Source organism: Streptomyces subrutilus, assembly GCF_001746425.1.
GTDB classification, from domain to species: domain Bacteria; phylum Actinomycetota; class Actinomycetes; order Streptomycetales; family Streptomycetaceae; genus Streptomyces; species Streptomyces subrutilus_A.
In genome coordinates this window covers 79,612-92,630 of the sequence record NZ_MEHK01000002.1, presented here as the reverse complement: position 1 = coordinate 92,630, position 13,019 = coordinate 79,612, and the positions used below count along the sequence as shown (strand labels likewise).

Genomic DNA, 13,019 nt, shown 5'->3' with positions numbered 1-13,019 from the left:
CTCGTTCATGTCGTATTCTCAGCGTATCGTTACTGGGCCCACTGATTGAAGCAGACCCCTACGGGCTTGTAGGCCCAGACCCTCTTGCCCGTGGGCAGGTCGCCGCCAACGCCTGCCCAGGCCTCACCCTCGTACACGTCAAAGAGAGGGAAGGCCTGAACGGTGCCCCACTTGCCATCGGGTACCTCAAAGCGCGACTCGTTCTTGACGCCGTAGGTGCTGGTGACGCTCCAGCCCATACCCGCCGAGACGTACTTCAGGTCGACGTTTACCTCCTTCGTAACGGTGGCCGCAACGCTCTTCTCGACCGACAGGACGAGCGTGGTCTTACCCTGTCCACTCGTCTGCTGGATCATGTTGGTTCCACATGACTGGGCGATCCAGTGGGCGTTCTTGATGTTGTAGTAGGCCGCAGTTCCCGCCGGCGCAGGGGCCACCGGAGACGCGCTCTCGGCCGACAGCGGGCTGTTTCCGGCCGGCGCTTCCGTCCGCTTGACCACGGTGTTAGGGCCAGGGGCGAAGAACTTGCCGTCCGCGGAAATCGAACCGGTGGGGACGCCTAACGTAGAACCCTCGGCCGCGTGGGACACGCTGGCACCCATGCTCGCGGTCAGCGCGACCGCCACACCTGCTGCGGACATAACCTTGGCGATTTCACGCCGCTGCGGCCGGAAATTGGTAAGCTGCATGACACTCCTGGATTTCCTCAACTTTGAACCCGCCCGCCGGGATCGTCACCCATGACGGGAGGTGCTCGATGACTAGGGAATTCATTTCAGGTTTCCGTGTATCGAGCAATCGGATACTCGGAACTGTGCCGCACACAGGAATCTCAGATTCACCTCAAAGGGAATGCCGACTTCACGCCATGTCTGCCCTATATCGGCCACACAAGACGCGGCGCGACCGCATTCACAGCAGCCGACGACTCGTGAAGAGCCTCAACTTTCCTCACGCGCGAAAGTGACCGAAACGAGCAGGTATCTATCGACGCGGAGCCGATTGCTGACCCCAGCCCCGGATAGTGCAGGCCGAGGACGCGCGGAGGCAGGTTCGTTCAGTAGATGTACCCCGGGTGGGTTCAGCCAGCTGCGGCGGTGGGTCCTTGGCCGAATGCCGGGACGTCCTCGAGCTCCACGTCCAGGCGCAGCCGCTTGAACCTGTGTGGTGCCGGAACACCCCACCGCCATCGATGGACCGGTCGGCGCTGATCTCCACGACCAGGTTCGGACGAACCGGGGTCGCATCCAAGATCGCGCGGGACCCCCAGGACGCCGCGAAGCGGATCCTCATAAGGTCGACGGCGCCGGTGGGCGTGGCGGCCGGATCGACCTTCTCCACCGTGTCGCCCTTCTGCTTGGCCTTGATCAAAGCGGCGGCCTTCTCTGGAACGTGTAGTGGAACTGACCCGGATCCCAGGTCATCGCCATGGCCTTGATGAGCTCTCGGCCCTCTGCACCTTGGCCGTCCCCTTCGACTTCCCCGGGAGGCTGTCGATCTCGTCCTTCGGGTTCCGGACCATCTGCCTAGTGCAGCGTGTGGAGGATGAGCAGGGCGTCTTCGGCTTTGAGCGCGACCAAGTACTCGTGCTGGCGCATGACGAAGGTGGCGATGCCGACCTTGCCGGTCTTGGCCAAGGCCTGCTCGAGGAGGCTGTAGGTCTTTTCGAACCCCTTGCCGCGCGGGCCCAGGTAGTAGGGGTGCCGGTAAGAATGCTGTCACCAGCCGCAAACGGCGGTGATCTTGCAAGGGCGTCACTCGTGTGGGTGAGTCCGGGGCTGTTCGGCTGCGGTGGGTGAAGCTCTGCGGGGACGATCGGCGGTCGTGGCCCGTACTCCGTTGGACCTGGATGAACTCGTCGAGCACTGGACGCTGTTGAAGGGCGAGCAGGCGCTCGTGTCCGGCAAGCGTGGTGCGACGCGACTGGGCTTCGCCGTCTTGCTGAAGTTTTATACGCAGTACGGCCGGTTGCGGTGGAGTTTGTCGCCCGGCAGGTGCAGGTGCCCGCCTCGGAGCTGGGTTTCTGCGACTGGACGGGCCGCACGGTCGAGTACCACCGTGCGCAGATCTGGGAGCACCTCGGCGTCCGTGAGTGCAGCGTCGCTGACGCGGAGAAGCTGACGGCGTATCTGGCCGAGCACGTCGCGCACAAGGAGCGTAGGTCCGAGCAGGTCCGGGTGGAACTGCTGGCCCGCTGCCGCGCGGAGAGCATCGAGCCGCCCACGTCGGGCCGGTGCGACCGCATCGTAGGAGCCGCTCTGCGGGCGGCCGAGGAGTCGCTGACCGTCCTGATCTCCTCCCGGCTTCCCGTGGAGAGCGTGGAGCGGATCGTGGCTCTGGTGGTCGACGCCGACCAGGACGACGCCGGCCCCGCAGGTGGCGGCACGGAGGGCGAGGACGCGCCGCCGGTGCTGGCGAAGGTCAAGGAAGCGCCGGGCAACGTGAGCCTGGAGACGATGCTCACCGAGATCGACAAGCTCCTGGCGGTGCGGGCGATCGGCCTGCCACGGGATCTGTTCATCGACGTCGCCCCGAAGGTCGTGGCCGGATGGCGGGCGCGGGCCGCGGTGGAGTCGCCTTCCCGTCTGAGGACGCACCCGGTCCCGCTGCGGGTGACCTTGCTGGCGCCCTGCTGCACAAGCGGGAACGCTTAAAAGCACTGCCGCAGGATGTCACGACCCTCCCGGCTTGCCCCGCGTGGCCGACGATCAGGGCGACGCCGTGACAGGGGGCGGTGTGATCTCGTAGAGGCGGCGGTCTCGGATCAGAGCCCACAAGACGTTGACGCGGCGGCGAAGGTGACTTCGCTTCGCACTGTCCCCGCCCGGTGGCGTTCACGTACATCTGGAGCCCGGTAGGAACGGGGCTGCCACCGGGAGTGAAGAGCACTCCCAGGCCGTGGCTTTCGGTCGTGGCGCAGGATCGGGACTCGCTCACCCATCGACGCAAGTAGCCGATCTACAGATCTGTGAAGCAGCGGGCTGGGGAAACGGTTCAGCGATTTCCCCTCCCGTGGGCGAGTATGCGACCGCGATCACTCAAGCCGCATGGAGGAACTGTGGGATCCAGAGACGCCGACATCGACTTCTCCTTCACGCGACCGACCACGGTGCGCGCCCTTCTGGACGTCCTGACCGCGAGGGGTTGGTCTGCTGTGGAACCGGTCGGTCATGTCTCGTACATGGTCAACGACGAGGACGACTCTTACGAGTGGTACGACAGCACACCCGGACACATCGACGAGGTGCTGATGGTGCTGGATGCGAAGGCGAACCTGCCGTACACCGTCGCCCTCAACGTCTACCACGCGGAGGCGAAGACCGGCGGCATGCTCATGTTCCACACCGGTCGCACGGATGTATCTTTCATTCCCAGCATCGACCGTCGGCCCATTCCCTCGGCACCGGAGTTCACCGACCTTGCCTGGTACCTGGACACACTCGTGCCCGCCCTCATCACAGCGGGACTCAGGGGGTACGAGGCCCACGAGGTGCGCTACTGACGGCGTCGGCTTAGACGTCATCTCATTTGGCGAGCCTGCGGTAGCAGATGAGGGTGCAGGCGATGCTGGTGAAGGCCATGAAGTGTTCGGCTTTGCGTTCGTAGCGGCGGTGGAGTCGGCGGCAGCCGGCGAGCCAGGCCATGGTGCGTTCGATGGTCCAGCGATGGCGCCCCAGCCGCTGTGAAGACTCGATGCCCTTGCGGGCGATGCGGTGTGTGATGCCGCGTCCGCGTAACCATTTCCGCAGGTGGGCATAGTCGTAGCCTTTGTCGGCATGAAGCTTGCCGGGCTTGCGTCGTCGGCGCCCGCGGCGCGACCGGATGGGCGGTATGCCGCGGACGAGGGGCTCGAGGGCCTGGCTGTCGTGCAGGTTCGCCCCCGAGATTCCGACGGACAGGGGCAGACCGGTCCGCTCGGTGATCAAATGGATCTTGGATCCGAACTTGCCCCTGTCGACAGGATTCGGACCCGTCAGGTCCCCCTTTTCAGGGCCCGCATGTTCACCGAGTCGATCGCGCACCGGGACCAGTCCAGCTCGCCACGGGCGCCGAGCTCATCGAGCACCAATCGGTGCAGCTTGGCCCACACCCGTGCCTTCGTCCACTCAGTGAAGCGTCTGTGGGCTGTTGCCCCCGACGGCCCGAACGACGCCGTCGGCAATTGCTGCCATGTACAGCCTGACGTGGCCACGAACACGATCGCGGCGAGCACTTCCCGGTCACCGTGCCGGCGCCGGCCACCGCCCTGAGGCCGCGACGGCGCCTCCGGCACCACGCGCTGGAACAGGACCCACAACTCATCAGGCACCAGCCGCTCAACAATCCCCACCACGGCCGCCAGCCTACCCAATCCGCCAAATGAGATGACGTCTCAGGACATCGAGGTCGGCGACACCGTGATGGCCACGGACCCGCAGACCGGTGAAACCAGCCCGAAGCAGGTCACCGCCACCATCACCACCCCCGACGACAAGGAATTCACCGACCTCACCCTCACCGACGACGCGAGCCCCCGCGGCCCGCCCGTCGCGATCACCTCCACCTCTCACCACCCCTATTGGAGCGAGACCCGTCGCCAGTGGGTCGACGCCGGCGACCTCACCCCCGGCGAACAGCTCCGCCAGCCCGACGGCACCACCCTTACGGTCCAGACCACCCGCGACTACCCGTACGCGGTCACCACACACAACCTCACCGTCGATGACTTCCACACGTACTATGTGCTGGCGGGCGCTACGCCGGTCCTGGTTCATAATTGCGGTCCGGGTGGCCCTGACTTTGGCCAGCCCTGCACATGTAGCGCAGATCAGGGTTTTGCGCGACTTGGAACCAGCAAGGAAAGCACGGGGCGACTTTCGACTCAAGCACAAAAGGCCGAAGAGAACCCCAAGTCCTTTGGGCACGGACTTTCAGTGCGAGCGGTGGATGGCCCGGTTGAGGGTGCGTCGGTAGCGACCAGGGGGCAAATAGAGGAAGCAGGGTTCTCCCTGATCTTCACTCCAACCCGGAATCTCCCAATGCATCACATCTTGATAATTCCGAAACCGGTAGATTCGGCAGTTCAAAGAGCATTCAATACCGTTTTTGGGCGGAGGTAAGTTGAGCGAGAGTTTGATAGAGAGGCTTGGCCGGCCCGAGGTCTTGGTCATCTTCGATTGGCGCGATGGGCCAATCGAAGGGATCCTGAGGCGTCGGGGTGGAGATGTCGCTTGGTATTTCAAGCTGTTCGCAGAGCGACTTGAAACCTCCGTTCTGGACGACAGGCTTTTCGCTCTCTGGGCAATCCCTGATTCGGATAGCGCTACCCTCTGCGAAGAGTTCGGGGGGCTCGGGCAAGGTGCGCATGTTTGGCCAGTCTCTGGTGGGCTCGGCTCGATTGAAGCGCGCCGCATCGTTGATGGGATTCTGTCCATCAGGCCGGGATCGCCGAATCTGATGGTTCGTACTCCCGATTTCGCTGAGGTACTCGGCGTTTGGGAAGTAGTGCCGGGCTGATTGAGAGCAGCGGAATATGCGAGGGCCCCATCGGATTTGATCCGATGGGGCCCTCGCAGGTTTGACGGCAGTAGTTGACGGCAATGTTAGCGGACCGGAGGCGCGTAAGAGAGCTGTGTGTCGTCGAGGTGAAGCTAGTCGGTGGTCTCGGCAGGGTCCTAGAGGTCCATGGCGTCGTGCTGGAGGGGGCTGGTGATGCCGCAAACCAGCCCGGTCGAGCACGCCTTAGCCCGTATAAGACCTTAAATATCCTGCGCGCGCCTGCTGCCTACACGGCGAGGGCGTTCACCACATGATGCTGAACATGGCCATTACGGGGATCGTTTGCGTGACAGCCCCCAGCCTCGGCATCAAGCTGCACGTCGACGGTACGCAGAGCTCTTTGCGCCTTGGTGCAGCCGGTGCTCCAGCCCCCATCAGCGGCCCGCGATGCCTCAGGCCGGACGACCCCCGGATGATCAATAACAAGCGAGGTCACGCCGGACCCGAAGGTCGCAGGCCCCCATTTGGAGCCGTGAAAAGGCAACGGGGGGAACTTTGGCCGCGTTCTTGTTTCGATGGGTCTTCATCATGGGGTACATCGGTCGGAATCCTTCTTGAGGAATTCAGAGCGACTGACGGCTCGCGTTCCGCTTCCATCCTTGATGAGGACCTCGCCCGCCGTCAGGGTCCCGAGCTGGTTCGGAGTGAATGAGACTTCTCCGTCCAGGCCACGGCCGCGCACTGCCCCGTCGATGGTCACCGTGTACTTGCCATCCCCTTCCAGGTTGGCGAGCGTGGCCTCCTGGGACTTCCACCCCTGGGGTGTCACCAACAATTCGATGCTGGGCGGTGATCCTCGCCAGGTCTCGTTGCTTACTGCCCACCGCTCGAGCTCTACGGATTCGCCGTCCTCACGGAAAACCGTGAAATTAAGGGCATCGTAATCTGGGCAAGGAGCAATCAGAGCACGGGTCGCCCCTGTCTCCGTGCGTTCAATGGCCAGCAATGCCTTCGGGGTCGGCGTGCATGCACTGGCGGTCGGAACGAGAACTGACAGTGCAACTGCTATCCCCAAACGCTGCCGTGGAGACATGGCGCTCATTCTTGTCCTTTCAGAGGCTTGGTGTCGCGCCTGGCATGTGCACCTGTGTGGGATACCAGTTTAGATAACCGCCCCACCATAGATTTGCGTCGAGTTCGAATCGGTTGGCGTGCGACGGGGTCCCGACCTTGTATGCGGAGGTTCCTGCTTCTGCCAAATATCCCACTGCAAAATCCTTGGCATTCGAGGTCGCGGCCCATTGCCTCGAATGAACTGCTTCGTGGCGCTCCAAGTCGGGACCGAATTTCTCTGCGGTTTCCTCTCCCGCGATTTCCGCTATCCGGTCACGCGTCAGGGATTCCGTTTTAAGTCGGTCTGCGAATAGCTTTCTATTGCCCGGATAGAAGTGTACGTCTCCCACTGTAATCGGTTGGTCGCCGGCCGGTGAGTGCCCGAAGCATACATATTGCTCAGCGCGCATCGAACAGCTCGAAGCCAGAGCCGCATAGCCGGCCGCAAGCTCGTTGGCGCCGTTCACGGCATTTCCTGCGTTGTACGGATTGGTGAGGATCCTTCCGGTCGGCACCTCCACCATGCAGGCGATTCTGACGTCGTTCGCCTTGCAGTCGAGCGGCGGTGGACTGACAGGTGCGGGCGGGGGCACCAGCCAAGGCGGCACGATCACGGGCATGGGGCGGGAGAGGGACGGGCCGCAGATGTACCCGCCCAGGAGGCATCCCGAGGTGGGAGGGGTCACGCGCCCGCGAAGACCGTTTCTCGCGTCGGCCGCTGCCTGGGCCGTCTGCGTGGGCTTGGGCGGTGCCGGTTCGCGTCCGGGCGTGGTGTTCTCCTCGCCGGGGCTGGGCCGGGTCGGGCAGTCGATCTCAGGGCAGAGGCCGGTGGGGTCCGAGGTGGTGACGGGGCTGTTCTTGGCGTAGCTGTAGGCGTTGAGCCCCTGGGGGGAGTCGAGGACCAGGACGGGGTCGACGCTGAGGAAGGTGCCGGTGCGGGGATCGTACTCGCGGGCGCCGAGGTGGGTGAAGCCGGTGGCCTTGTCCTTGGTTCCGTCGACGAAGCCGCGCTCGCCGGGCCAGGCCGTCGGCGTGGTGCCCCGGTCTTCTCCGAAGGGCTTCGTGGCGCGGCGTTGGACCTGCAGGGTGGCGGCGTCGATCGCCGTGGTGCCGGTGTTGTGGTGGTCGCCTGCGACGTAGGAGAGCTTGCCGTCGGACGAGCGCACGATGGTCGGGCCGCCGGGGGTCGGGTAATAGCGGGTGCCCGTGACCTTGTTGGTGGCAGTGTCGAGCGTGAGTTCCGTCGAACCGAGGTAGAGGGTGGTCTTGCCGGGGTCCTTGCGCAGCAGGCGGTTGCCGCCCGCGTCGTAGACGTAGGTGGAGGTGCCCGCGGCGGAGGCCGCCGAGGCGAGCTTGCCCTCGGGTGTCCAGGTGAGGGTCTGCGTGGCGCCGGCGGCGTCGGGCCGGGTCAGCGTGTTGCCGGTCGCGTCGTAGGTGAGGGCGCTGCTGACCGACGGGCTGGTGCCGGTCTGCCGGACGGTGGAGGTCGGGGCGTGGGGGCGTGCGGCGCCGGGGGCCGGGAAGGTGTTCGTGGTCGTGGTGGTCTTGGCCGCGTCGCCCGACGGGTCGTGGTCGATCGAGGAAGTGCGGTTGCCGGTCACGTCGTAGGTGAAGGACTGGCGGTAGGGGGCCGGGCCGCCGATCTTGCCGGGCTGCGGCTCGGTGTTGGCACAGCCGCCGATGCCGGGGGCCGACGGGCCGGGCTTGGTCGTGGTGGTGCCCGTGTCGGTCCAGGCCTGGGTCAGGCGGCGCAGGTGGTCGTAGGCGAAGCACTGGGTGTCGCGCGCCGTGCCCTGGGCGGTCGAGACGGAGGTGACGTCGCCGCCGGGTGTGTGGGTGTAGTCGGTGACGTCTACGGGGGACGTCGAGTCCTGCTTGTTCAGCTGGGTGCGCAGGAGGCGGCCCGTTGCCGGGTCGTGGACGTTGGTGAAGCTGACCTGCCGTGGAACGCCGCCGAGGGTGGTGCGCTGTACCGTTCCGAACTCGTCGTAGTCGGTGAAGTTGACGTAGTCGGCGGTGGCGCTGCCCACCGAGAGGGGCAGTCCGTTGATGTTCCGTCCGGTATACAGCGTTTCCTCGGGCAGGCCGCCTGCTGCGGGCACGTCCATGAAGTCGACCAAGCCGGTGATGGGGTCGTAGGCGACCGAGGTGGAGTAGGTGGTGCTGAGCGCGCCCTCTCCTGCCGGAACGGTCAGCTTGCTTCCCGTGGGCCGGTATCCGATGTCGTAGCCGGTGGTCTCCTGGCGCCAGGGCTTGCCGCCTACCCAGCTGGTGGAGGCGGTGGCCTGCCCCAGTAGCAGGGTGTCGTACTCGTACGTGGCCAACTTGGTGCCGTCGGCTGTGCCGAGGTTGCGTGAGGTGGGCCGGCCGAGGACGTCGTAGGTGGTGACGGTGGTGACACCGCGGCCGTCCGTGGCCGCGACCGGGCGGTCGGCGGCGTCGAACGTGGTCGTCGTCGTCCCCTTGTCCGGGTCCACGGCCCGGTTCTGGCGCCCGTGCAGGTCGTACTCGTAGGTCCAGGCGTTGGAGGCGGCGTCGGTGAGCCGCGTCAGCTTGCCAGTGGCGTTGTAGGTGTAGCGGGTGGCGTCGTAGGTGCCTTCGGGCTTGGGGCCCTTGTACTGGCGCCGCTCGACCGTACGGCCGCGGGCGTCCGTGATGACGCTGGTGGGCGCCTCGCCGACGGGCGGGATCGTGTCGGTGCGGTCCACCCCCACGTACACGGTCGTCGTGCGCCACTGCTCGATCGCTTTGGACGAGAACACGGCGGCCACCTTGCGGCCGAGACCGTCGTAGAGAGTGGTGCTCTGCGAGGGGACCGTGTTCTCGTCGGCGATGAACCGCGTCTTCACCGGGTCCGAAGTCCTGTCGATGTACGCGTTGTTCGACTTGACGGCCCGACCGAGGCTGTCATACCAGGTGTCGGTGATCAGGCGGGTATGTGCGGAACCGTCCTGCGGGATCGACTGCCGCTGGATCTCCTGGCCGAAGGCGTCGCTGATGGTGACGGAGGTGGCGTACGACTCGTCCGACCGGAGTGTCCGCGTCGTGACGGAACTCGTGCCGGTGTTGGTGAGGTCGTAGCTGTACACCGTGTTCGCGCCCTCGCTGCGGGCACGGCCGGGCAGCCAGACCGATGTGATGCGGCCGAGCGCGTCGTAGGCCACTTCGGTGGTGCGGTTGTTCTGGTCCACCGTCTTGATCTGATTCCCGCGCAGGGCGTCGACGGTGGACGTGGTCGTCCAGTTCTTGGCATTGGTGAACTTGACGGTGGTGGCGCGGGCAGGCGCCACCGGCTCGTACGCCGTCGTGGTCTTCGCGCCGGCGGCGTCGGTGGCGCTGACCACACGGCCGTAGGCGTCGTAGCTCGCTTTGGAGTGAAGCGAGTACTTTGGCTGGCCTGCCTCGAAGCGGTCCAGTTCCTCCGTACTGGTGACCTGGCCGGGGCCGGTCAGCGTTCCGTGGGGCTGGTCGTCGTAGTACGTGCGGTTGCGCCCGAGGGTGTTCGCTTCCGTCCCGGTCGTGGTGCCGGTGCAGTCGCTGCTCTGTAGCTCGACGGTTTCGGAGACGCGGTCGACCATCCAGGCGGCGGTGTTCCGGGCGTAGGAGGTGACGGTGCAGGTGTCGGGGAGGCCGTCCGCACGATCGAGGACGGCCAGTGGCATTCCGTAGGTGCCGTCATACGTGGTCGTCTTCGAGGTGGACTGCCAGGTTTTGTCAGCGCGGAGCGCCTTGACCTGGGATGACCCCTCGCGCTGCCTCTGCGCCGTGAGCGCGGGCAGCTTGGCGCCGCGGCTGTGCGTGGCGGTGGCTGTGGAGAGCCACGGTTCGGTCTGCGACACGGAGACGAGTTCGCCGCCGTCGGAGGTGAAGGTCTGGCTCTCGCGGACGGTGCCCGCCAGGGGGTTGGAGTCCTTCACCGTGTTCCCGGCGAGACCGGTGAAAGTGGCGGTGCGCTTGCTGCCGTCGGCCTTGACATCGCCGTCCATGCCGCGCAAGTAGAAGGTCGCGGACTTGGAGACCGCATCGGGGGCGGCGCCGGACCGGGTGATGACCTGTTCGTAGCCGCGGAACTGGTTCCAGGTCCGGCGCTTGTCCTCGGTCAGCTCCTCGTCGTCGCGGTGCCAAGCGGCAGGCCCGACGTACTCGTAGCGGACTCCCTGCGGACGGGAACCGCCGAAGGGGTCCCGCTTGGAGACGAGGGTGACGACGTACTTGTGGAACCAGTCCAGGCTCGGGTCGAGCGGGCTCTTGTAGTCCGGGTTCCAGTAGACCGGGTAGCAGCGCTTGCTGTTGGAGTCCTGGGCCGAGGGCAGACCGACACCCGGCGAGCAGTCCGGATCCGCGTACCCGATGTCCGTTACCTGGCCTGTTTCGGAGGTGATGCCGACGAGGCGACGGCGGTTCATCGCGGGCTTGTTGTCAACGCTGGAGTCGACGCGGTTGTTCAGGAGTTTGCCTGTGAAGGTGACCGGCTCGGTGGCGAGTGTGGTCGTGCCGGCATGGCCAGTGTGCCGAATGGAGGCGAGCCACAGAGCGGGGGCTGTCTTGTCCTCAGGGTTGGGGAACTCGTGCGCCAGCTCGTAGGAGTCGACGCTGTCGTAGCCGCCCGTGCCGTTCAGGACCTGAGTGGTGATCTCGGTGAGGCGCTTGGTGGTCCAGAATGTGGCGGAGTAGTTCTCGCAGACGCCCGTGGCCGCACAGTTCTGGTCGAAGGGGACATCGGGCCACTTGGTGGCGTTTGCCTTGGTCAGCTTCGCCGAGGCGCAGTCGAAGACGCCCTTCTCCGGGAGGCAGCGCTCAAAGGTGCCGAAGAGCACCTGGGCGGTCGGCTTGACCGTGTCAGCGTCCGCCAGCTTGGAGCCGTAGGTGATCTTTGAGAGGGTCCCGCCCCGGATGTACGGGCTGAGGGTGCCTTCGGGGGTGGCGGGCGACGCGCCACGCTTGTAGTGGTTCGTCTCCGTGTCGTACCAGTGGGTGATCACCCCGCCGCGCGGGTCGACGACGAAGTCGAGGTTCCAGCGCCAGGCCTGCAGGCACGAGGACGCGGCGAAGGTCGGCTTGTTGCACTCCTCGCCCGCGTTGTTGCCGTAGACAGGAGTAGTCCAGGCGGACTTGGTGGCGGGTGCGGTGGCGCTTCCGGGTTTGCGGCCAGCGCCGAAGTAGTACTGGGTCCCGTCAGGAGTGGTGATCTTCCAGTACTCGCCGTTGTTGTCCCCGTTGGCGGCACCCGTCAGGCGTTCGACTTTCGAAGCGTCGTCGTTTTCGAGCCGCCAGGTGCCGGACACGTCGTCGCGCACGAGGGTCGACGACCGGCCGTTGAGGGAGATCGTGGCGTTCTCACCGGCGAGGCACTGCTCACCCGAGTCGGCCTGGCCGTCCTTGGCGCACGGCTTGAATCGACGCTCGACGAAGCCGGGCGAGTACTCCCAGCCCTCACCGATCCATGAGGCCTGGTTGTTGGTGGCGGCGGTGCGGCCGTCGACCGACTGGGAGCTGTAGGAGAGGGAGACGTTGGGCTTGCTGCCGCCCAGAGCTTCGGGCACGTTGATCGGGTACGACCAGGCGAAGCCGCCCGTGCCGCCACCGTGGCTCCACGTGCCGGAGGGTGCCAGAGCGGTAGCCCTGTAGTCGCCAGCGCTGCCGGCGGGTGCCGCGGAGGCCGCCAGCACAGTGGCCCCGCCAGAAGTCGCACTCGCACGCATGTCCCCTGCGGCGGAGTCGCCCGTGAGCGATACCTCCGCACTGAGCAGTCCGGCCCGGTCGCCGTCCCTGGTTGTCTGTACGGGGGTCTGCGTACGGCACTCCGCGCGCTCGGGGGTGGTCAGGGCGCACTCGGGGAGGGCGACCAGGCGGGCTCGGGAGAGCCAGTCGCCACCGAAGGCTCCGGCGATGTGGGAGACGTCCATGGAAACCCTGACGGCGGCGCCCTGCTGGGAGCCCGAGCTCGGGCGGACGGCGACCAGCAGGCCTTGGACGCCGGCCTTCTCGGCAGCTGCCCGGTCCACGAGTCGGACAGCGGCTTCGCCGGTGCGCGGCGCGTCCTTGCCGGAGGCCGCACGCACCCAGACGGGAGCGGCACCGACCCGGCTCGGGTCCGGTGCGGGAGCAGCGGGGGCGCCGGAGGGCGCGGGCGCGGTGAAGAGCGATCCGCGCGGAGCATTGGGCTGGGACGCGCCCAGGTCCACCTCTGCCTGGGCGGCGGGCGGCCAGTACACGTCCCTCGGACGCCAGGCGACGGTGCCGTCGCCCAAGGGGGCCGGCGGCGCCGTCGACTTCGGAGCGTCCTTACCACGCACCGCCTCGGCCTTTTGCAACGCGCCGGGTGACCACCGCCGTGGATCTTTGGGCTTCCAACCCACTGCCTGCGCCGGAGCAGTACCCAAGAGAAGAGAAAGGGTCAAGGTGATTACCAGTGCAAAGCGGCGCCG

Annotated in this window: 8 protein-coding genes; 3 read left to right on the top strand and 5 right to left on the bottom strand. The window is 66.0% G+C overall.

The features are described from left to right. Positions 1-29 precede the first annotated feature (29 nt). Together BGK67_RS33670 and BGK67_RS36990 are read right to left on the bottom strand one after the other, a co-directional pair. Positions 30-689: a hypothetical protein gene (locus tag BGK67_RS33670; protein WP_079154730.1), complete on the bottom strand. Its 660-nt coding sequence runs from the start codon at positions 687-689 to the stop codon at positions 30-32. Between the two features lie 837 nt (positions 690-1,526). Then, positions 1,527-1,691, bottom strand: coding sequence for a Ku protein (locus BGK67_RS36990; protein WP_079154729.1), 165 nt, complete (start codon positions 1,689-1,691; stop codon positions 1,527-1,529). Between the two features lie 174 nt (positions 1,692-1,865). Between BGK67_RS36990 and BGK67_RS33665 the strand changes: the two genes are divergently transcribed. Both BGK67_RS33665 and BGK67_RS33660 read left to right on the top strand, forming a co-directional pair. After that, positions 1,866-2,654 (top strand): DUF4158 domain-containing protein, encoded by a 789-nt coding sequence (locus BGK67_RS33665; protein WP_107489043.1) that lies wholly within the window; start codon positions 1,866-1,868, stop codon positions 2,652-2,654. 404 nt (positions 2,655-3,058) lie between these two features. Further along, positions 3,059-3,502, top strand: a complete 444-nt coding sequence (locus tag BGK67_RS33660) for a hypothetical protein (RefSeq protein WP_069924355.1) — start codon at positions 3,059-3,061, stop codon at positions 3,500-3,502. A 22-nt stretch (positions 3,503-3,524) separates the two neighbouring features. Here the strand turns inward: BGK67_RS33660 and BGK67_RS38010 are convergent. After that, positions 3,525-4,324, bottom strand: a protein-coding gene (locus BGK67_RS38010; RefSeq protein WP_432215541.1) for an IS5 family transposase whose coding sequence is annotated in 2 segments (ribosomal slippage) — positions 3,525-3,976 and positions 3,976-4,324 — 801 coding nt in all. Because the reading frame shifts where the segments join, the coding sequence is not laid out codon by codon here. Positions 4,325-4,364: 40 nt separating this feature from the next. On the opposite strand from BGK67_RS38010, the gene BGK67_RS33645 reads away from it, so the two are divergent. Then, positions 4,365-5,099 carry a polymorphic toxin-type HINT domain-containing protein gene (locus tag BGK67_RS33645; protein WP_069924353.1) on the top strand — a complete coding sequence of 245 codons (735 nt, stop codon included), beginning with the start codon at positions 4,365-4,367 and terminating at the stop codon, positions 5,097-5,099. Positions 5,100-6,064: 965 nt separating this feature from the next. Here BGK67_RS33645 and BGK67_RS38440 read toward each other — a convergent pair. Then, positions 6,065-6,580 (bottom strand): hypothetical protein, encoded by a 516-nt coding sequence (locus BGK67_RS38440; RefSeq protein WP_141754147.1) that lies wholly within the window; start codon positions 6,578-6,580, stop codon positions 6,065-6,067. A gap of 10 nt (positions 6,581-6,590) precedes the next feature. Then, on the bottom strand, positions 6,591-12,887 hold the full coding sequence (locus BGK67_RS33640) for an RHS repeat domain-containing protein (RefSeq protein ID WP_141754146.1): 6,297 nt from the start codon (positions 12,885-12,887) through the stop codon (positions 6,591-6,593). Positions 12,888-13,019: the final 132 nt, after the last annotated feature.